Here is an 18,624-nt window from a genome sequence, read left to right on the forward strand (position 1 = left end):
TGTCTTTGCCCGGGGCTGGCTTCGTACCTGCATATCGGCACTAGGATTGCTGTCCGTGACTGACTCCGGTAGCTCCCACGGCCAGGACCGCATCGACCCGCCCGCCGCGCCCGGGCCGGACGCTGACGAAGTGTCGGACGGGCCAGACCCGTTGGCAGGCGTCTGGGACGTCGTGGTGGTCGGCGCCGGTCCGGCCGGGTCCTCCGCCGCGTACGGCGCAGCCCGGCAGGGGCGTCGGGTACTGCTGCTCGACAAGGCCGAGCACCCCCGCTACAAGACCTGCGGCGGCGGCATCATCGGCCCGTCCCGGGACAGCCTGCCGGAGGACTTCAAGCTCCCGCTACAGGACCGGGTGTACGCCGTCACCTTCGCGCTCGGCGGCCGGTTCACCCGCACCCGGCGCTCCAAGCGGATGCTGTTCGGGCTGGTGAACCGGGACGAGTTCGACCTGCGCCTGGTGCAGTCGGCCGAGCAGGCCGGCGCGGTGCTGGTGACCGGCGTCACGGTGGCCGGGGTCGAGCAGCCGGCCGGCGCCGGACGCACCGTCACCGTCACCACCTCGGACGGCCGCCGGATCGAGGCCCGTGCGGTGGTCGGAGCGGACGGCAGTGCCGGCCGGATCGGGCGGTACGTCGGGGTGACCTTCGACCAGATCGACCTCGGGCTCGAGGCGGAGATCCCGGTGCCCGAGTCGGTGCTCCGCTACTGGCAGGGCCGGATCCACCTGGACTGGGGTCCGCTGCCCGGCTCGTACGGCTGGGTGTTCCCGAAGACCGAGTCCGGTTCGCTGACCGTCGGGGTGATCTCCGCGCGCGGCGACGGCGAGGCGACCAAGGGCTACCTCGCCGACTACATCCGGCAGTTGGGCCTGTCCGGCTTCACCCCGAGCATCGAGTCGGGTCACCTGACCCGCTGCCGGGCCGAGGACTCGCCGCTCTCCCGGGGCCGGGTGCTGGTCGCGGGGGACGCGGCCGGGCTGCTGGAGCCGTGGACCAGGGAAGGCATCTCGTACGCGCTGCGCTCCGGCCGCTTGGCGGGCGAGTGGGCGGTCAAGATCGCCGAGGCGGACGGTTCGGCGGACGTCCGGCGGCAGGCGCTGAACTACGCCTTCGCGATCAAGGCGGGCCTGGGCGTGGAGATGCGCGCGGGCAAGGTCATGCTGGGCGCCTTCGAGCGCCGCCCGCACCTGTTCCACGCCGCCGTCTGCCTGGTCGGCCCGGCCTGGCGCGCGTTCGCCCGCACCACCCAGGGGCACACCACCTTCGCCCAGATCATGCGCGACTACCGGGCGGCCCGCCGGCTCGCCTCGATCGCGTCCCGCTGACACCGCCGGCCCGCTGACGAAGGTGGCCTCCTCCCGTCCGGGAGGAGGCCACCTTCGTCAGCGATCGGGTTCAGTACCCGATCGCCTCGTACAGGCCGGTCTCGCGGTCGCGGAACAGCCTGCCCGCCTTGCGCAGCTGTTCGAGGTCGCGGCGGACCGTGCGCGGGTCCGGCTGCTCGTAGTACGTCTCGCGTGCGCGGGTCCAGTCCCAGTTGCCGCCGCCCTTGCGCATGGCCTGGAACAGCTGCTCCCTGCGTTCGTTCGCGGACTTCGGTGCTTCGATGTGCTCGTCGGTCATGACGTCATTCTCTCGTGCCGGACGGGGTGCCCGCGCCCGCGGGGTCAGGCCAGCCGCAGATCGACGTACGGGACCGTGTCACCGGGCAGCAGATACCGCTCGATCTCGACGAACCCCTGCCCCTCGGCGAACCGCAACCCGTCCGGGTTGGACGCCAGGACGACGGTCTCGATCACCGTCGCGCCGAGCGACCGCGCGTACGCCAGGGAGTGTGTGTAGAGCTGCGCGCCGATGCCCTGCCGCCGGTACGCCGGGAGCACCCGGGCGATCACGGTGGCGGTGCCGTCCACCGGCGGCCGTACGGTCGAGCAGCCGACCAGGGTCTCGCCGAGGTGGGCCACCTCCAGCCGGTTGCGCCCGGCCCGCTCGCGGATCTCCGCCAGCGACAGCGGGTCGGTCGGGATGATCAGGTTGTGGACGAGCTGCCAGTCCCGGAGGCCGAGGTCACCACTCACCGGCTCGATGCGAAGATCGGTCATCGCAGTAGGAGACCGCGCCCGCCCCGGGGCGTCAACCGCCTTTCGGGAACAACGCAGAACCCGCACGCGGCACCGTGGTCAAGTCCGGTACTGCGTGCGGGTTCGGTCGGAGCCGGGCCGATGGTGGTGGGGCTACGGGCGGGTCGAGGCACCGGGTCGGCCTCCCGGCCGGCCGGTGCGGCGGCGGGTCTCGGTGGGGGCGGCGCGGTCGTACGTGCGGTCCTCGGCCGGCTCCGCCACGGTGACGCTGTACAGGTCGAGCTCGCGGAACGGGTTGGGCTGGACCGTCCGCAGCCGCGTCGACCAGGCCGACAGCGTGCTCTGGTACCAGATCGGGACGGTCGGCATGTCCTGCAGGATCGCCCGCTCGGCCTGCTGGTAGAGGTCCCATGCCTGCTCGCTGGTCGGTGCGGTGTCGGCGGCGGAGAGCAGGGCGTCGACGGCAGGGTTGCTGTACCTGCCGACGTTGTCGGAGGCGCCGGTCCGGAACATCGGGCTGAGGAAGTTCTCGATCGACGGGTAGTCGGCGATCCAGCCGGAGCGGAACACCGCGGTGATCTCCTGGGCGTTCAGCTTGCGCCGGAACTCCCCGAGGGTCGGGATCGACACGAAGCGGCAGGGCACGCCGAGCGTCTCGGTGACCGAGGCGCAGACCTCCTCCATCCAGGGCTGGTTCGGCGAGTCGATGTTGGACGTCAGCTCGATGTCGCCCTGGAATCCGGACGCTTCGAACAACTCCCTGGCCCGCACCGGGGAGTAGCTGCACAACTCGCCGCCCTGGTTCTCGGCCCGGCCAGAGACAGCCGGCGGGACCAGGCCGTCGGAGGGCGCCTGGTGGCCCTGGAAGATCTTGTCGATCAGCTTGACCCGGTCGATCGCCATCGAGATCGCCTGCCGCACCCGCCGGTCGGCGTAGCGCGGGTCGTAGAGCGGGAAGGTGATGGTCTGGATCCCGAGGTAGGTCCGGTCGTACGTGCGGTTCGGCAGGTCCTTCCGGTACCGGTTGCCTTCCAGCGCCCAGAACGGGGTGACGTCCAGGTAGTCGAGCCGGTCCGCCATCACGTCGTGATAGGCGTCGCCCAGGTCCGCGTAGATCCGGAAGTCGACGCCGCCGATCTGCGGCTTGTCGTCCCCGGCGTAGTGGTCGTAGCGCTCGAGCAGGATGTTCTTCTCGGGCTCCCGGGAGACGAACCTGAACGCGCCGTTGCCGATCGGGTGGGCCTCGTACGCCGCCCGGTCGTCGAAGAAGGCCTTCGGCAGCGGAAAGAACGCGCTGCAGCCGAGCGTGACGAGGAATTCGGAGAACGGCGCCGACAGGGTCACCACGAACGTGTGGTCGTCGACCACCTTCAGGCCGGACAGCTCCGTGACCGTCGAGTCGGCGGCGTTCACCTCGCCGAAGCCTTCGATGTGCGCCAGGAAGCTGGCCGCCTGCATCCTGTTCGGGCCGTGTGCGGTGTAGTTCCAGGCGTCGACGAAGCTGCTCGCGGTGACCGGCGTGCCGTCGTGGAACGTCCAGCCGCTCTTCAGCTCGATGGTGAAGACCGTGGAGTCGGTGGTCCTGATGGACTTCGCGACCGCGTTCCTCGGGTGGGCGTCGATGGGGTCGTAGGAGATCAGCCCCCGGAACAGGGCCGCGATCACCTTGACCCCACCGGACTCCGTCGTATGACCGGGTATCAGTGCGTTCTCCGGCTCGGTGCCGTGGTAGCTGATGATCGTGGCCTTGCGGGCCTCGGTGGCCGCACCGTTCGCAGTCGCACCCGAAACACTCGTGCCGGGCAGAGCTGCGGTCCGGGTCATAAAGGTTGATCGCATAATTCCTCCGGGGGATCTCGTCTGGTGGTGAAGCCGGATTCGCATACAGACCGCCGGGCATCCGCGCTGACTAGATTCCAACAGGCGGCCGAATTGGTCGCCAGCTTCGGGAATCGAAACAATCAACCGGGCCGGAGGTCAGCTGCGGAGTTGGTCGCCGAGGGGGCTGCGGGCGTAGAGGACGAGGCGGCCGCTTCGGGTGCGGGTGACCAGGCGGGTGGCGTGCAGGACGGTGAGGTGCTGGCTGACGGCGCCGGGGGTGACGCCGAGGCGGGCGGCGAGTTCGGTGGTGGAGGTGGGTTCGTCGAGGAGGGCGAGCAGGCGGGCCTTGGGGGCGCCGAGGAGGAGTTCGAGGGCTTCGCGGGCCGGCGGGGGCTGGGGCGACGGGGTCATGGTGGCCTGGCCGCGGGTGGGGTAGACGATCGAGGGCGGGTAGTCGTCGCTGATCGAGGTGACGGCGCCGCGGATGAAGCAGCTGGGAGAGAAGACCAGGCCGCGCCGGGCCACCACCACGTCGGCATCGCCGGGGGCCCAGTCCCGACGGATGGTCAGCACGCCGTCGGCCCACTGCAGTCGGCCGTCCAGGTCGGCGAACAGGGCGGCCGCACCGCGTTCGGCGAGCATCCGGGAGCGGTGCACGATGTCGGCCTGCAGGGCGGAGCGGGCCCGGGGCCACCAGGCGGGGGCGAGGCAGCGGTCCCAGTACGCGGCGAGGGCGTCGGCGATCTCGGCCAGCAGTCCGGCCGGGTCGGCCGCGAGACCGGCCGCAAGCGGCGCGGGCAGCCGGCGGTCGTGCGGCAGGTGGGCGCGTTCCAGCTCGGTCGCCAGCCGCTCCGGCGGCAGCGCCCGGACCAGCGCGAGTTCGCTGCGGAAGTCCGGGAAGGGGGTGGCCGGACGGGGCGTCAGGAAGTCCGGCACCCACCGGTTGGAGGCGACCAGGGAGCGGAGCAGCCCGGCCTGCGGGAGCCGTTCGAACTCCGGCCTGATCAGCTCGAACCAGGCGGTCTGGGCCGGGTGGTAGGTGCCGGGGTGGGTCCACATCCGCAGGCTGAGGACGGCCTCCTGGAGCGGGGAGCAGGCGAAGGCGGCCGAGGCCAGGTCGTCCAGTTCGAGCTGGAAGCGGTGCATTCGTCCTCCCCGGGGCCTGAGCACTCGTCAGGCATAGCCTAAATGAATACCGGCTCGCGGCCGTCGGCGGTGGGATCTCCCCATGACCCCCACCACCGAGGCCACCGCGCCCCGGCTGCTGCACCCCGACCCGACGGTGCGCCGGCTGGCCCGGATCACCCTGCTGAACTGCCTGGGCAACGGGCTGTCCATGACCCTCGGCGTGCTGTTCTTCACCCGGGTGCTCGGCTTCGGCGCCGTCCAGGTCGGCACCGCACTGACCGCCGCGGGCCTGTGCGGAGTGCTGGCCGGGGTGCCCGCCGGGCGGGCCGCCGACCGGTGGGGCAGCAAGCGGGTGCTGGTGGTGCTGGTGACCGGCGAGGCGCTCGGCGTCGCCGCGTACACGCTGGTGCATTCCTTCGCGCTGTTCGTCCCGCTGGCCTGCCTGGTGGCCGGCCTCGACCGGGGCTCGGCCGCCGTCCGCAGCGCGCTCTACGCCGAGGTGCTGCCCGCCGACAGGCGGGTGGCCGGCCGGGCCTACCTGCGGGTGGTCACCAACGTCGGGATCGGCGCGGGGACGGCCGTCGCCGCGCTCGCCCTGCACGTGGACACCCGGGGCGCGTACGTGACGGCGCTGCTGGCCGACGCGGTCAGCTTTGCGGTGGTCGCGCTGATGTACGCCGCGCTCTCGGTGTCGCCGCAGGTCAAGGCGCCGACGGTGCCCGGTGAGCGGACCGGGAACCCCGCGCTGCGCAACCGGCCGTTCCTGGCGGTCACCGTGCTGAACGGGCTGCTCGGCCTGCAGTTCTCGATGCTGGAGGTAGGAATCCCGCTCTGGGTGGTGGAGCACACCGAGGCGCCCCGGGTGCTGGTCGCGGTCTCACTCATCGTCAACACCGTACTGGTGGTGCTGCTCCAGGTCCGCGCCACCCGGGGCACCGAGGAGCCGACCGCCGCCGCCCGGATCTTCCGCCGGGGCGGCCTGATGATCGCGGCCTCCTGCCTGCTGATCGGCCTGGCCCACGGCCTGCCCGGCTGGCTGGCCGCCGTGCTGCTGATCGCCGGGGTGGCGTGCCAGACGCTCAGTGAGATCCTCTGCCAGGCGGCCGGCTGGGCGCTCAGCTACGACCTGGCGGGCGACGGCAACCACGGCTCGTACCAGGGGGTCTTCAACTCCGGGCTGGCCGCCGCCCTGATGCTCGGCCCGGTGCTGGTCACCACGGTGGTGATCACCAACGGCCTGTTCGGCTGGATCCTGCTCGGCGCCCTGATGCTGGCCGCCGCCGTCGCGATGCCGCCCACCGTCCGCTGGGCCCAGCGCACCAGGCCGCCGGCCCCCGTCACCCCGTGACGACCGGCAGCTCCCGGCAGTACGGCCGGTCCGCCGCTCGGAGCTCGATCAGCGGACCGGCCGCCCGGAGCACCACGTCGAGCACCCCGTCCGGGTCGCAGGCGTAACCCCCGCTGGCCCAGGCCGGGTTGGCCTCGACCACGGCCCAGCCGCCGTCCGCCAACAGGCCGACGTCGACCACCACCGCACTCGGCAGCCCGGCCGAACAGACCGTCAGCAGCTCGGCGGCGAACGCGGCCACCTCCTGGCGCAGCGGGTCCTCGGCCAACGGCGTCACGTCCAGCTCGCCGTCCACCGCGTACCGACTGCCGGTCCGCACGGTGCCGTCCAGGACGAAGAGCCGGTACTCCCGACGGAACGTCACCACCTCGCTGACCAGCACCGGCTGGTCGTCCGGCAGGGCGTCGGGCCCCGGCAGGCCGGAGCCGTCCTGGTAGACCCGGGCCGCGAACAGCTTGTCGGACGGCGGCTTGCAGAACGCCCGTCGGCGCAGCGCCCGGGCCTCGGCGAGGGGCAGCAGCTCGACCGAACGGCGGGTCAGTTCCCGGGGCAACTCCGCGAGCCAGCCCGGCAGTTCCTCCAGCGCGGCCACCCCCAGCTCCCGCCCGACCGCGTCGGCGTACAGCGGGCCGCCGTACAGGTGCACCAGCGGCGGTACGTCCTGCGGCGCCCGCCAGCCGGTCGCGGTGCGGGCGGGCAGGCCGCGGGCGTGGGCGGCGGTGAGCAGCTGCAGGCCGGTCTCGTTGATCCGGGGCGCGAGCAGCAGCAGTCGGTCGGTGAACATGGGCCCGATGCTGCCGCAGCCGCCCCGGCCGGACCAGCGGGTTTCTCCCGGTCGACCTGGTGGGGCCTCTGGTCCGGAGGCGGGTGGGCATGTCAGAGTCCTGTCCGGACGGGCCCACCGGTCCGTGCCGAGCCACCCTCAGCCGGAAAGCAGGAGTTTCGCGATGACCCGCGAGGTACCTTTCGTCCGCGTCAGCACCGTCGATGCCGTGACCACCCTGGAGCTGGACTCCCCGCACAACCGCAACGCCCTGTCGAGCCGCCTGATGGCCGAGCTGACCCGGGGTCTGGCCGACGCGGCGGCGGATCCCGCCGTGCGGGCGGTGGTGCTCGGGCACACCGGGAAGGTGTTCTGCGCCGGGGCCGACCTGACCGAGGCGACCGGGGCGGACCCGACGGTCGGGCCGCGCGGACTGGTGGACCTGCAGCGGGCGATCGTGGACTGCCCGAAGCCGGTGGTCGCGCTGGTGAACGGGCACGTCCGGGCGGGCGGGCTCGGCCTGCTGGGCGCCGCCGACCTGGTGGTGGCCGGACCGCTGGCCACCTTCGCGTTCACCGAGGTCAGGCTCGGTCTGGCGCCCGCCGTGATCTCGCTCCCGCTGCGCCCCAAGCTGGACCCGCGTGCCGCCTCCCGCTACTACCTCACCGGCGAGACCTTCGACGCCGCCGAGGCGGCTCGGATCGGTCTGATCACCGAGGCGGCCGACGACCCGTCAGCGGCCGCGAAGGTGCTGCTGGACGCGTTCCGGCTGTGCTCCCCGCAGGGCCTGGCCGAGAGCAAGCGGCTGGCCAACGCCGAGGTGGTGGCCTCGTTCGAGCGGGACGCGGACGAGCGGGTGACCCAGTCGGCCAGGCTGTTCGGCTCGGCCGAGGCGCAGCAGGGCATGCGGGCGTTCCTGGAGCGCCGGCCTGCTCCGTGGGCGGAGTAACGCGGGAGTAGTACCGTACGGAGCATGATCGACAAGGGGCTGGACGACCAGGGCTTCATCGCGCGCGAGGGCTCGCTCGACCGCGTACAGCCGGAGTTCGGCCCCTTGGTCGAGGCAGCGCGGCGCGGCATCGCCGAGACCTTCGGCCCGGACCGGCTGCACAGCGGCTACCTGTACGGCAGCATCCCGCGCGGCACCGCCCGCCCGGGCCGCTCCGACCTGGACCTGCTGCTCGCCCTGCACCGGCCGCCGACCGAGGCGGACCGCGCCGACGCGGCAGCACTGGAGGCCGCGCTGGACGCCGGGCACGGTGTGGTCGACGGCGTCGGCATCCTGCTGGTCGACACCGCCACCGCGCTCAGCGAGCTCGAACGGTAGGACCTCGGCTGGTTCCTGGCCTGCCTGTGCACCCCGCTGCTCGGCCCCGACCTGGCTGCCGAGCTGCCGAGGTACCGGCCGACCTCACTGCTGGCCCGGGAGACCAACGGCGACCTGGCGCTCGCGCTGCCCCGCTGGCGCGGGAGCACCGCCGACCCGCGCACCCTGAACCGGGCGGTGGCCCGACGGCTCGTCAGGACGGCGTTCACTTAGACCGACCGGTGATTGGGGGGTGGCGTCGCGGCGCCGGGGCACGCACCTCGCCGGCTTCTCGTCAGTCGCCGCAGCTCCGGTGGCATTCCCTCCTCGGCACCGCCGAGCCACGCACCCCAACACCGCTCCTTCACCCACCCCCCAATCACCGGTCGGTCTGAGTGATGCCCCGCTGGGCCGGGTGGACCAGCGAGCTCACCCGCTCCGCCGAGATCGCCGGCGGCTACTATCCGGAGCGGGCCGGGCAGTTGCGCACCGCGGCCGAGGTGGCGCTCGCGCCGACCGGGGACCGGGAGGTGTTGCGGATGTTCACCGAGGAGCTCGGCCCGTGGCTGGTGGCCGAGTACGCCGCCGTGCACGGGGTGAAGGCGGCCCGGCCAGACCCGGTGTGAGCTTGCTCCCCTCCCGGTGTTACCGGCCGGTCAGGACCGATAGCGTGGGAGTCATGCCGAACTCCAGTTCCCTGCTCGCCGCAGTCCGCGCTCGAGGCCGCCGGGCCGCCGGGCGGCTGGTGCACCGAGGGTGGGCCTGGGTGCAGGGAGTCGGCGCGGTCTCCAACCAGAGCCCCGGTCCGTACCGGTTCCGCGAGCTGGGGGACGGCACCAAGCTGGCCTTCCCGCTCGGGACGGTGTTCAACGAGCAGTGGATCACCATCGGCCCGTTCTCGATCATCGGCGAACGCGTCACCATCTCGGCCGGGTTCGTGCCCGGGCTCGACCTGGGGGACGAGCCGATCGTGCGGATCGGCGGCGGCTGCGTGATCGGCCGGGGCAGCCACCTGGTCGGCCACCAGTCGATCACCCTCGGGGACGACGTCTGGACCGGACCTTTCGTCTACATCACCGACACCGCGCACTCGTACCACGACACCGAGCTGCCGATCGGCAAGCAGTGGCCGCGCAACGAGCCGGTGGAGATCGGCTCCGGCAGTTGGATCGGCACCGGTGCGGTGATCCTGCCTGGCGCGAAGCTGGGGCGGAACGTGGTGGTGGCGGCCGGTTCGGTGGTACGCGGCGAGGTGCCCGACTTCGCCGTGGTCGCGGGCGCCCCGGCGAAGGTGGTGCGCAGCTGGTCCGAGGCCGAGGGCTGGCAGCCGCCGTTCCGGCACGCGCCGCCGACCGCCCTGCCGGGGGACCTGACCGCCGATCAGCTCCGCGAGCTGATCGGCTGGGACCTGCGGCTGCCCGGCGAGGGTTCCTGACGGTACGCCCGATCAGCGGGGTCGGCGGGCCTCGATCAGGAAGCGGGCGGAGTGCGCCACGAACGGCCCCTCGGCCCGGATCTGCTCGTGCAGCTCGCGCAGCCGGTCGCGGTGCTGCTCGACGGTGAAGCCGGGGACCATCCAGATCACCTTGCGCAGGAAGTAGACCACCGCGCCGATGTCGAGGAACTCCGTCCGCAGCCGCTCGGACCGGAGGTCGACGATCTCCAGCCCGGCCGCCTCCGCCTGCGCGCGCTCGTCGTCGGGGTGGCGGCCCCGGTGGGCCTCGGCGGGCAGCGGCCCGAGGAAGTACTCCACCAGTTCGAACACACTGGCTGGGCCGACGTGTTGGGCCAGGTACGTGCCGCCGGGCCGGAGCACCCGGTGGATCTCCGACCAGTACGGCCGCACCGGGTGACGGCTGGTCACCAGGTCGAACGCAGCGTCCGCGAACGGCAGCGGCGGCTCGTCCGGGGCGGCCACCACCACCGCGCCGAGCGGGTGCAGCAGCGCGGTCGCCTTCGCCACGTTCGGCGGCCAGGACTCGGTGGCGGCCATCACCGGCGGGAACTTCCCGGCCCCGGCCAGGACTTCGCCGCCACCGGTCTGGATGTCCAGCGCGGCGGAGACCCTCGCCAGCCGGGCGCCGAGGGTCCGCTGGTAGCCCCAGGAAGGGCGCTGCTCGGTGGCCCGGCCGTCCAGCCAGGAGAAGTCCCAGCCGTCCACGGAGACGGATTCGGCCTCGGCGACGAGGTCCTCGAAGGTACGTGACATAACGTCATCATCACGGCATTACGGGCGGCGGGCAAACAGTCTGTCCTGAGGTCGGGCGCGCGCCCGGCTGGCCGCCCGCCCGACCCGGTTCACTAGAGTCGGCGCCAGAGCGCGGGGACGTTCGGCGGCTCCCAGCCGGTCATCGAGGTGTGGGCCTGGAGGCACTGGTACGACGCGCCGCCGTAGGTGACCCGGTCGCCGACCCGGTAGGCGGTGCCGGGGGCCCAACTGCCGCCGGTGGGGGTGGGGGTGGGAGTGGCCGTAGGTGTGGCGGTCGGGCTGCTGGTCGGGGTGGGGCTGGGGCTCGGGGTCTGCGGGACGTTCAGCACGAAGTCGAAGGTGCCCTCCTTGCCGGAGCCGATCTGCCGGACGGTCATCAGCAGCCGGGCGTCGAAGATGCTGTCGGTGCTGTTGCGGGGCTCGTCGGGAAAGTACAGCTGGGTGGTGAGCACCGGCCGGTTCGGGGCCTGGACCTTGACGTGGATGTGCCGGGTACGGCCCGGGTAGAGGCCGGGCACGATCGTGCTCAGGCTGAACGCGCCCTGGGCGTTGGTGAACTGGTGGCCCCGGAAGGTGAACCCGGTGTTGTCGTAGGCGCCGTTGTTGTCGGCCTGCCAGAAGTCCAGCAGCACATTGGCGATTGGCAGGCAGGCGGAGCCGAAGACGTACCCGCTGACGGTGAGCCGGGTGCCCGGGGTGCTCGCCGTGATCAGTGAGGTGCGCAGCGGGGAGTTGGGCTTGAAGTACGGCCCCTCGGTCTGCGGGACGGTCGGGTCGTCACCGTCGTCGCAGTCGGGGGTGAGCTCGGGGGCCACGCCGGTGCCGCGCTGGTCGCGGGCGAGCGCGGTGCCCACCCCGAGCAGCAGGGGCGCGGCGCCGGCCATGGCGACCGCCTTCAGCAGCGTCTTGCGGCTCAACAGGCGCTCGGGTGCCTGGGGTTCGTGCACCTGAGGTTCGTCCTGCTCGGAAATGGGGTCTCCTGGGGGGATATGGCCGCCGTGGGGGTACGGCCATGATGGGCTCATGACAGCCGACGGTGCCGGGAACGGCGCGGCGGCCAGCTGTGAACCTACGGTCCTTCCGGGAGGGCGGCGATGGACTCCAGCCGGGGATCGTGGTGATTTCCTCCGGCGTTGCCCCGGAACTCCCCGGGCGTCATCCCGGTCTCCCGCCGGAAGAACCGGCAGAAGTACGCCGGGTCGCCGAAGCCGCACTCCTTCGAGACCTGGCGGACCGTCAGATCCGTGTGGGTCAGCAGAAGTTTGGCCGTCATGGTCTGCTGCTGGCGGATCAGCCGGCCCGGTGTCCGGCCGGTGGCCTGCTTGACCAACGCGTGCAGATGGCCGGCCGAGACTCCCAGCTGTCGGGCACAGTCCGCCACCGACCGTCCCGGTTCGGCGATCAACTGGCGGAACGACGCGACCAGTTCGTCCGTACGGCCGGGTGCCGCCGACTCCGCGCCCGGCGCCGAGGCGCGCAGGGCCCGGACGATCAGGATGTGCAGGTACGAGCGCAGCACCCCGGGGTAGCCGTCCGCCAGGGTCCGGTACTCCCGGTCCAACTCGTGCATCAGGGCGGGAAGTTCATGGTCGGATCCGGTCAGCCGCAGCCACGGGCGGGCGGCCAGCGTGCGGAGCGCCGCGACGTCCTCCGGGTGCGAGAGCAGGAAGTCCTCGTTGAAGATCAGCACTTGGCCGGTGAGGCCGTCCACCTCGTCCCAGTAGTGCACCTGCCCCGGCGCGATCACGCACAGGTGCGGTGGGTCGAGCGGCCAGTGCGCCAGGTCGACCACGTGGGTGCCGCGCCCGCCCGTGACATGCACGATCTCGTAGAACGAGTGCCGGTGCGGGAATCCGGCCCGGGACAGCTCCCCGATGGTGTCGAACGACCCGATGGCGAACGGCAGCACATGCGGCTCGGGCACCATCAGCCCGTGTACGGGGAAGTCGATGCTCATCGCAGCAGTCTGCGGCCGCCACCCTCGACAGGTCCAGACCACACGCGTCAGGGCTCAGGCGGTCCGACGGATCGTCACCACCGCCGTGCGGCCGTCCACCCGGAGCTGCTGCTCGCCGGGAGTGGAGAGCAGCGCAGCGTCATAGCGGCCCAAGCGGACGTCCGCAGCGCCGAGTTCGGCCGTGCCGGAGAGGCAGACCAGCAGGACCGTCGCGTCCGGCGGGACGGTGACGGCGCGCTGCCCGTCCGCCACCTCCACCTCGGCGGTGGCCTGCCCCCGACGGGTCATCACGTTGAAGTCCACCACCGGGCCGCCGAGCAGCTCGCAGCCGGTCTCGGCGTCACCGGGGAAGGCGAACGGGCGGAACGGTTCGGCGAGCCGGTGCTCGAAGCCCGCCACGGTGAGGGCCATGCCCGCGCCCTCCACCACGGTGATCACCCGGTCGACGTTCTCGAAGCGGGAGAACGGGCCGCCCTGCGCGACGTCCGCCAGGCTGACCCGCCAGTGGAAGTCGGCCAGCCCGGCCCCGGCCGGGTACCCCGTCACCTCGCGGGTGATGCCGCCGCCGTTCAGCCACGGGGTGGCCGGGCGCTGGTCGGCGCGGAGTACCTGAACCGTCGTCATCTGTAGTGCCTCGCTGCTCACGCCGGGCCGGTCGGCCCGGGACCGGGTCTCCCAGGGTAAGTGCTGCTGCCTCGGCGAGGATTTTGGCGTTGCCTGGATGAAGCGGAATTCCCGCGCACCGGCGCGGCCCGATCCTGCAGCATGACGGTCAGTTGCCCAGAACTGGAGGACACCGTGTTCGAGACCGACCGGCTGAGCGTACGGCTGTGGGACGAGGCCGACCAGGAGCGTGCGTTCGACATCTACTCCCGCTGGGATGTGGCGAAGTGGCTGGGCAGTACGCCCCGCGCGCTCGAGACACCGGACGAGGCGGCTGCGCTGGTGGAGCGTTGCCGGGCGCGCTCGGCTGATCCCCGCTACGGGGTGTGGGCGGTGCAGCGGCGGGACACCGGGACGGTGGTGGGGTCCGTCCTGCTGCTGCCCCTGCCGGACGGGGACGGCGAGGTGGAGGTCGGCTGGCACCTGCACCCGGACAGCTGGGGCCACGGCTTCGCCACCGAGGCGGCCCGGGGCGCGCTGGCCAAGGGGTTCGCGGACGGCCTGGCGGAGATCCACGCGGTGGTCCGGCCCGGCAACGAGCCGTCGGTGGCGGTGTGCCGGCGGCTGGGGATGACGGCCATCGGCCTCACCGACCGCTGGTACGGCCTCGAGATGGCGTCGTTCCGGATCGGGCGGGACGACTGAGGAACCGACGACGGGTCAGGCCGTCTCGGGCTCAAGGCGTCTCGGGCTCAGGTCGGCTCGGGGTCAGGCAGGTTCGGGCTCAGCGGGTGGCGGGCTTCGGCCGGACGAGCAGCGAGAGGGCGGCGGCCAGCGTGGCCGTGGCGGCGACGGTGGTGAGGGCGATCGGCAGGGTGGTGGCGTCCGCGAGGAAGCCGATCACCGGCGGTCCGACCAGCATGCCCGCGTAGCCGAGGGTGGAGGCGGTGGCGACGCCCTGCGGTCCGCCCGCCGCGCCGGCTGCGGCGATGGCGAGCGGGAAGATGTTGGCCAGGCCGAGGCCGACCAGGACGAAACCGGCCAGCACCAGCGGGACGGCGGGGGAGAGCGCGGCGACCAGCATGCCGATGGCGGCGGTCAGTCCGCCGATCACCATCACCCGGGTCTGCCCGGCCCGGACGGAGAGCCAGGTGCCGCCGAGCCGCCCGGCGGTCATCGCGAAGGCGAACGCGGCGTAGCCGGTGGCGGCCAGACTGGCGCTCGCCTGCACGTCGTCGGTCAGGTGCAGGGTGGCCCAGTCGGCGAGCGCGCCCTCGCCGTAGGCGTCGCAGAGTGCCACCAGGCCGAGCAGGACCACCAACAGGCGGGCGTTCCGGGCGGGTTGGCGTACCGGGGGCTTTGCGGTGGCGGTGGCGGTGGCGACGGTGACGGGCTTGGCTGTGGTGCCGGCGGTCCTGAGCAGGGCGGTGCCGGCGACCACGGTGACCAGCAGGCCGAGCGCGCCGCTGAGGGCGAGGGCCCAGGCGGTGCTGAGAGTGCCTGCGAGCAGGCCGCCGACGGCTGCGCCGAGCAGGCCGCCGAGGCTGTACCCGGCGTGGAAGCTGGGCATGACGGGGCGTCGGAGTTCGACCACCAGGTCGACGGCGGCGCTGTTCATGCTGACGTTGGCTGCGCCGTAGGCCGCGCCGAAGAGCAGCAGGGCGGCGCCCAGGGTGAGCACCGAACCGGTGTGTGCGGGCAGCAGGACGGCGAGGCTGAGGGCGGCGAGCGAGGCGACGGTGACCGGGCGGCTGCCGTACCTGACGCAGAGTCGGCCGATCAGGGGCATGGTGGCCACGGCGCCCGCTGAGAGGCAGAGCAGGGCCAGGCCCAGTGCACTGTGCGAGGCGTCGACCTGCGCACGGATGTCGGGGATCCGGACCACCCAGGCGGCGAACAGGAAGCCGTCGACGGCGAAGAAGGCGGTCAGGGCGATCCGGGCGGTGGTCCAGACTGGGGCAGGCGCTGGGCCGACCGGGTGGTTGTGGGCTGCTGAACGGACGCGGGTTTTGTTTAGTAGCGGCACAAAAGCAGAATAGGGGAGTGCCGCACACACCTTCAAGTCCGCCGCCGTCCGGCGATGCCCGCCGCCGCGGGGAATCTGCCGAACCGTCAGCTCGCGTTCAGGGTCGGACCGCCGAGGAGCGCCCAGGGGCGCGGACGGGCGGCTCTGCGCTCTCGGCCGCACTCCCACGCCTGACCGCAGCCGAGGGCACCGGCGCCCACGCCAGGCGTGCCGCGCCCGACCGGGGGCGCACCCTGCTCGGCCCCGCGCTCGCGCTGGTGCACACGGGGCAGGCCCCGACCCGCTCCGCCCTGACCAACGCGCTCGAGGTGACCAGAGCCACTGCCGGGGCGGTCAGCGCCGAACTGGAGGCCCTCGGCCTGATCACCGTCGACTCCAGCCCGGCCGGCGGCGGCCGCGGCCGCCCCTCACACCGACTGGCCGTCAACCCCGCCGGTCCTGTGGTGATCGCGGCCCAGATCCACGCGGACGGACTGAGCCTCGCGCTGGTCGGCCTCGGCGGTCAGCTCGAACCGCCCGTCCACCTGCCGCTGCCTCCGGCCACCGGTCCGGTCCGGATGTTGCGCGCCGTCGCCGAGGCCGGGGCCGAACTGGCCCGGGCCAGCAGCCGACGCTGCCTCGGCACCGCCCTCGCCCTGCCCAACCCCGTCACCGAACCGGACGGCACTGCGCTGGTGGCGCTGCACTTCGCCTGGCCGAGCGGTACGCCGGTGGCCGACCTGTTCGCCGAGCAGGTGCGCAAGGCCGACCAGGGCCCCCGGGCGCAGTACCCGTTCCCGAGCGCGGTCGCCAATGACGCCAACCTGGCCGCGCTGGCCGAACACCGGCACGGCGCCGGGCGGGGCGCCCGACAGTTGCTGCTGGTGACCTCCGGCCACCGCGGCGTCGGCGGCGCGCTGGTGATCGACGGCCGGCTGCACACCGGCAGCGCCGGACTCGCCCTGGAGGTCGGCCATCTGACGGTCGATCCGCAGGGGCGGCCGTGTCTGTGCGGCAACCTGGGCTGCCTCAACTCGGAGACCGACCCCGACGCCCTGTTCGCCGCCGCAGGCCGTACCCCCGACCCGGACCGGCCGCTGCTCGCCCAGGCCCGCGAGCTGGCCCGGGCCGCCGTGGACCGCCTCGGCCTCGGCCTGGCCGGGCTGGTCAACATCCTCAACCCCGACCGGATCGTGCTCAGCGGACTGCACCTCGACCTGCTGGCCGCCGCACCCGACCGGCTGGCCTCGGTGGTCGCCGAGCGCTGCCTCTGGGGCCGCAGCGGCCGGGTGCCGATAGTGTCCGCCGAGGTCACCCACGCGGGCCTGGTCGGCGCGGGCGAACTCGCCTGGGCGCCGTACCTGAACGACCCTCAGTCGGTGCTGCCACTTCCGGGCTGATGGGCGTCCGCCGGGTACCAGCGGAGCTCGATCACGTTGCCGTCCGGGTCCTGGACGTAGACCGACCGGGCGCTGCCGCGCGCGCCGTAGCGGTCGACCGGGCCCTCCAGCACGGTGAGGGCGCCGGAGTCGATCACCTCCTGCCAGTCCAGCGGCTCGACCACCAGACAGAAGTGGTCGACGTTGGACTCGCCGCGCTCGCGGGCGACCAGGTCGATGATGGTGGTCGGGCTGACCCGGACTGACGGGAACGGCGCCTTTCCGGCCCGCCACTCCTCGACCCGGACCGGCGCCAGGCCGAGCGGCCCGCAGTAGAACTCCAGGGCCCGCTCGACGTCCTGGACGTTCAGCACCAGGTGATCGAAGTCCTTGACGCGCATGATCCGCTCTCCCCGTTGTTGATGATCATCAGTCAACGGGAGCTTAACGTGAGGTCGGAGCGGTGGGAACGGGAGCGTCGGCCAGCGTCGGATAGTCGTTGTACCCAGCCTCGCCGCCCACGTACATCAGGCCGTGGTCCTGCACCGGATTGAGCGGGGCGCCGGTCCGCAGGCGTTCCACCAGGTCCGGGTTGGCCAGGAAGGCCCGGCCGAGCGAGATCAGGTCGGCTCCGGCGGCCAGCAGTTGCTCGCCCTTGAGCCGTCCGCCATCGGCGGGCAGCGGCTCGCCCCAGCCCAGCATCGGGTTGGCGACCAGGGTGTTCGGCCAGAGCTTGCGGAGCTGCCGGAAGAGCGGCTGCGCCGGGTCGGCGAAGACGAGGTGCAGATAGGCCGGCCCGATCTCGGCCAGGGCGGTGACCAGCGCCGGATAGATCTGCTCGGTGTCGCCCTCCTCGATGCCGTTGACGCTGACTCCGGGGGAGAGCCGTACCCCCACCCGCTCGGGGCCGATCGCCGCCGCAACGGCCCGGACCACCTCGACCACGAACCGGATCCGGTGAGCCACCGGGCCGCCGTACGCGTCGGTGCGGTGGTTGGTGCCCTGCGCCAGGAACTGGTGCAGCAGGTAGCCGTTGGCGGCGTGCACCTCCACCCCGGCGAAGCCCGCGTCCACCGCGTTGCGGGTGGCGGCGGCGAAGTCGGCCACGGTGGAACGGATCTCCTCGACCGTCAACTCGCGTGGCACCGCCGCGTCCTGGTGGCCGGAGGGGGTGAAGACCGTCTCCGGCAGCGGGACCGGCGAGGGTGCGACCGGTGTCAGCCCGCTGGTGTCGGGGTGGCCGACCCGGCCGCCGTGTTGGAGCTGCAGGAACATCCGGCCGCCTGCCGTGTGCACCGCTTCGGTGACCCGTCGCCAGCCGGCCACCTGGGCCTCGGTGTGGATCGCGGTGATGTTGGGGTAGGTCTGCCCCACCGCGTTCGGGCTGGACGCCTCGGCGATGATCAGTCCGGCGGAGGCGCGCTGTGCGTAGTGGGTGACCATCATCGGCAGCGGCACGCCGTCGGCCGTCGCGCGGTTACGGGTCATCGGTGCCATCACCAGCCGGTTGGGCAGGTCGAGGGTGCCGAGGCGGGCAGGTTCGAAGAGGCGGGACTCCACCGGTGCGTTCGTCATGCCGGTACCGTAGGAGTTGACATCAGTGTCAGGTTCAAGTCGGTTGGGCGGCGAGTGGGGKGGGGCATGCGGATCGGTGAACTGGCTCGGGACACCGGGGTGAGCGAGCGGTCGCTCCGCTACTACGAGACCCAGGGCCTGCTCCGGTCCGAACGCACCCCCGGCGGCCAACGCACCTACGGCGACTGGGCGGTCGACCGGGTGATCCGGATCCAGGCACTCTACGCGGCCGGGCTGAACAGCCGGAAGATCGCCCAACTGCTGCCCTGCATGCGGGACACGGACGGCGGCCCGAGCGAGCGCGCCACCCCGCAACTGGTCGACGAACTCGGCGTCGAACGCGACCGGATCAACCGTCTGATCGCCGACCTGATCCGCTCCCGCGACGTGCTGGACGAAGTCATCGAGAGCGCCTCGGAGCTGCTCGATGTGGGTCTCGGCGTGGGGTGA

General features: G+C 72.6%; 19 protein-coding genes and 2 pseudogenes. 9 read left to right on the plus strand and 12 right to left on the minus strand.

Annotation, left to right across the window (positions count from 1 at the left end):
• Positions 1-55: 55 nt before the first annotated feature.
• Complete coding sequence (locus ASC99_RS17865) at positions 56-1,324, plus strand: geranylgeranyl reductase family protein (protein ID WP_082598417.1); 1,269 nt, start codon at positions 56-58, stop codon at positions 1,322-1,324.
• Between the two features lie 70 nt (positions 1,325-1,394).
• Here the strand turns inward: ASC99_RS17865 and ASC99_RS17870 are convergent, their stop codons facing one another.
• The 4 genes from ASC99_RS17870 to ASC99_RS17885 form a co-directional block, all read right to left on the minus strand.
• Positions 1,395-1,622: a hypothetical protein gene (locus ASC99_RS17870; protein WP_057233150.1), complete on the minus strand. Its 228-nt coding sequence runs from the start codon at positions 1,620-1,622 to the stop codon at positions 1,395-1,397.
• A 44-nt stretch (positions 1,623-1,666) separates the two neighbouring features.
• Positions 1,667-2,101 (minus strand): GNAT family N-acetyltransferase, encoded by a 435-nt coding sequence (locus tag ASC99_RS17875; RefSeq protein ID WP_057233152.1) that lies wholly within the window; start codon positions 2,099-2,101, stop codon positions 1,667-1,669.
• 132 nt (positions 2,102-2,233) lie between these two features.
• On the minus strand, positions 2,234-3,904 hold the full coding sequence (locus ASC99_RS17880; RefSeq protein ID WP_200948353.1) for an ABC transporter substrate-binding protein: 1,671 nt from the start codon (positions 3,902-3,904) through the stop codon (positions 2,234-2,236).
• Positions 3,905-4,057: 153 nt separating this feature from the next.
• Positions 4,058-5,047 (minus strand): helix-turn-helix transcriptional regulator, encoded by a 990-nt coding sequence (locus ASC99_RS17885; protein WP_057233154.1) that lies wholly within the window; start codon positions 5,045-5,047, stop codon positions 4,058-4,060.
• An 82-nt stretch (positions 5,048-5,129) separates the two neighbouring features.
• Between ASC99_RS17885 and ASC99_RS17890 the strand changes: the two genes are divergently transcribed.
• A complete protein-coding gene (locus ASC99_RS17890) occupies positions 5,130-6,377 on the plus strand; it encodes an MFS transporter (RefSeq protein WP_063857117.1) in 1,248 nt (415 codons plus the stop codon).
• On the opposite strand, the gene ASC99_RS17895 is transcribed toward ASC99_RS17890, so the two are convergent.
• Positions 6,367-7,161 (minus strand): ATP-grasp domain-containing protein, encoded by a 795-nt coding sequence (locus ASC99_RS17895; protein WP_057233156.1) that lies wholly within the window; start codon positions 7,159-7,161, stop codon positions 6,367-6,369. The genes ASC99_RS17890 and ASC99_RS17895 overlap by 11 nt on opposite strands.
• Before the next feature lie 163 nt (positions 7,162-7,324).
• On the opposite strand from ASC99_RS17895, the gene ASC99_RS17900 reads away from it, so the two are divergent.
• The 4 genes and pseudogenes from ASC99_RS17900 to ASC99_RS17915 all read left to right on the plus strand — a co-directional run bounded on the left by ASC99_RS17900 (position 7,325) and on the right by ASC99_RS17915 (position 9,881).
• Positions 7,325-8,089 (plus strand): enoyl-CoA hydratase family protein, encoded by a 765-nt coding sequence (locus tag ASC99_RS17900; protein ID WP_057233158.1) that lies wholly within the window; start codon positions 7,325-7,327, stop codon positions 8,087-8,089.
• Positions 8,090-8,113: 24 nt separating this feature from the next.
• A pseudogene (locus ASC99_RS37370) lies at positions 8,114-8,677 on the plus strand (nucleotidyltransferase domain-containing protein); the annotation flags it as partial.
• Positions 8,678-8,841: 164 nt separating this feature from the next.
• A pseudogene (locus ASC99_RS17910) lies at positions 8,842-9,072 on the plus strand (nucleotidyltransferase); the annotation flags it as partial.
• 53 nt (positions 9,073-9,125) lie between these two features.
• On the plus strand, positions 9,126-9,881 hold the full coding sequence (locus tag ASC99_RS17915; protein WP_057233164.1) for a DapH/DapD/GlmU-related protein: 756 nt from the start codon (positions 9,126-9,128) through the stop codon (positions 9,879-9,881).
• Positions 9,882-9,893: 12 nt separating this feature from the next.
• On the opposite strand, the gene ASC99_RS17920 is transcribed toward ASC99_RS17915, so the two are convergent.
• The 4 genes from ASC99_RS17920 to ASC99_RS17935 all read right to left on the minus strand — a co-directional run bounded on the left by ASC99_RS17920 (position 9,894) and on the right by ASC99_RS17935 (position 13,236).
• Positions 9,894-10,655: a class I SAM-dependent methyltransferase gene (locus ASC99_RS17920; protein WP_057233166.1), complete on the minus strand. Its 762-nt coding sequence runs from the start codon at positions 10,653-10,655 to the stop codon at positions 9,894-9,896.
• Between the two features lie 92 nt (positions 10,656-10,747).
• Positions 10,748-11,644, minus strand: coding sequence for a carbohydrate-binding protein (locus ASC99_RS17925; protein ID WP_369824220.1), 897 nt, complete (start codon positions 11,642-11,644; stop codon positions 10,748-10,750).
• An 80-nt stretch (positions 11,645-11,724) separates the two neighbouring features.
• Positions 11,725-12,612 (minus strand): AraC family transcriptional regulator, encoded by an 888-nt coding sequence (locus tag ASC99_RS17930; protein ID WP_057233168.1) that lies wholly within the window; start codon positions 12,610-12,612, stop codon positions 11,725-11,727.
• A 54-nt stretch (positions 12,613-12,666) separates the two neighbouring features.
• Complete coding sequence (locus ASC99_RS17935) at positions 12,667-13,236, minus strand: HutD family protein (RefSeq protein WP_057233398.1); 570 nt, start codon at positions 13,234-13,236, stop codon at positions 12,667-12,669.
• A 174-nt stretch (positions 13,237-13,410) separates the two neighbouring features.
• Here ASC99_RS17935 and ASC99_RS17940 point away from each other — a divergent pair, with 174 nt between their 5' ends.
• A complete protein-coding gene (locus tag ASC99_RS17940; RefSeq protein WP_235502586.1) occupies positions 13,411-13,920 on the plus strand; it encodes a GNAT family N-acetyltransferase in 510 nt (169 codons plus the stop codon).
• Between the two features lie 79 nt (positions 13,921-13,999).
• Here ASC99_RS17940 and ASC99_RS17945 read toward each other — a convergent pair whose 3' ends face one another.
• Positions 14,000-15,241: an MFS transporter gene (locus ASC99_RS17945; protein ID WP_057233172.1), complete on the minus strand. Its 1,242-nt coding sequence runs from the start codon at positions 15,239-15,241 to the stop codon at positions 14,000-14,002.
• 170 nt (positions 15,242-15,411) lie between these two features.
• Between ASC99_RS17945 and ASC99_RS17950 the strand changes: the two genes are divergently transcribed.
• Positions 15,412-16,620 carry an ROK family protein gene (locus ASC99_RS17950; protein ID WP_057233400.1) on the plus strand — a complete coding sequence of 403 codons (1,209 nt, stop codon included), beginning with the start codon at positions 15,412-15,414 and terminating at the stop codon, positions 16,618-16,620.
• On the opposite strand, the gene ASC99_RS17955 is transcribed toward ASC99_RS17950, so the two are convergent.
• A complete protein-coding gene (locus ASC99_RS17955; protein WP_057233174.1) occupies positions 16,593-17,000 on the minus strand; it encodes a VOC family protein in 408 nt (135 codons plus the stop codon). The genes ASC99_RS17950 and ASC99_RS17955 overlap by 28 nt on opposite strands.
• Positions 17,001-17,043: 43 nt before the next feature.
• A complete protein-coding gene (locus ASC99_RS17960; protein ID WP_057233177.1) occupies positions 17,044-18,174 on the minus strand; it encodes an alkene reductase in 1,131 nt (376 codons plus the stop codon).
• 66 nt (positions 18,175-18,240) lie between these two features.
• On the opposite strand from ASC99_RS17960, the gene ASC99_RS17965 reads away from it, so the two are divergent.
• A complete protein-coding gene (locus ASC99_RS17965; RefSeq protein ID WP_057233178.1) occupies positions 18,241-18,624 on the plus strand; it encodes a MerR family transcriptional regulator in 384 nt (127 codons plus the stop codon).

The organism is Kitasatospora sp. Root107 (genome assembly GCF_001424875.1).
In the GTDB taxonomy this organism is placed as follows: Bacteria; Actinomycetota; Actinomycetes; order Streptomycetales; family Streptomycetaceae; genus Kitasatospora.

What these genes read in the sequence shown, in the direction of transcription:
- ASC99_RS17870 (WP_057233150.1), bottom strand. Translation starts at nt 1,622, where the DNA reads ATGACCGACGAGCACATCGAAGCACCGAAGTCCGCGAACGAACGCAGG.
- ASC99_RS17875 (WP_057233152.1), bottom strand. Translation starts at nt 2,101, where the DNA reads ATGACCGATCTTCGCATCGAGCCGGTGAGTGGTGACCTCGGCCTCCGG.
- ASC99_RS17880 (WP_200948353.1), bottom strand. Translation starts at nt 3,904, where the DNA reads ATGACCCGGACCGCAGCTCTGCCCGGCACGAGTGTTTCGGGTGCGACT.
- ASC99_RS17885 (WP_057233154.1), bottom strand. Translation starts at nt 5,047, where the DNA reads ATGCACCGCTTCCAGCTCGAACTGGACGACCTGGCCTCGGCCGCCTTC.
- ASC99_RS17890 (WP_063857117.1), top strand. Translation starts at nt 5,130, where the DNA reads ATGACCCCCACCACCGAGGCCACCGCGCCCCGGCTGCTGCACCCCGAC.
- ASC99_RS17895 (WP_057233156.1), bottom strand. Translation starts at nt 7,161, where the DNA reads ATGTTCACCGACCGACTGCTGCTGCTCGCGCCCCGGATCAACGAGACC.
- ASC99_RS17900 (WP_057233158.1), top strand. Translation starts at nt 7,325, where the DNA reads ATGACCCGCGAGGTACCTTTCGTCCGCGTCAGCACCGTCGATGCCGTG.
- ASC99_RS17915 (WP_057233164.1), top strand. Translation starts at nt 9,126, where the DNA reads ATGCCGAACTCCAGTTCCCTGCTCGCCGCAGTCCGCGCTCGAGGCCGC.
- ASC99_RS17920 (WP_057233166.1), bottom strand. Translation starts at nt 10,655, where the DNA reads ATGTCACGTACCTTCGAGGACCTCGTCGCCGAGGCCGAATCCGTCTCC.
- ASC99_RS17930 (WP_057233168.1), bottom strand. Translation starts at nt 12,612, where the DNA reads ATGAGCATCGACTTCCCCGTACACGGGCTGATGGTGCCCGAGCCGCAT.
- ASC99_RS17935 (WP_057233398.1), bottom strand. Translation starts at nt 13,236, where the DNA reads ATGACGACGGTTCAGGTACTCCGCGCCGACCAGCGCCCGGCCACCCCG.
- ASC99_RS17955 (WP_057233174.1), bottom strand. Translation starts at nt 17,000, where the DNA reads ATGCGCGTCAAGGACTTCGATCACCTGGTGCTGAACGTCCAGGACGTC.
- ASC99_RS17960 (WP_057233177.1), bottom strand. Translation starts at nt 18,174, where the DNA reads ATGACGAACGCACCGGTGGAGTCCCGCCTCTTCGAACCTGCCCGCCTC.
- ASC99_RS17965 (WP_057233178.1), top strand. Translation starts at nt 18,241, where the DNA reads ATGCGGATCGGTGAACTGGCTCGGGACACCGGGGTGAGCGAGCGGTCG.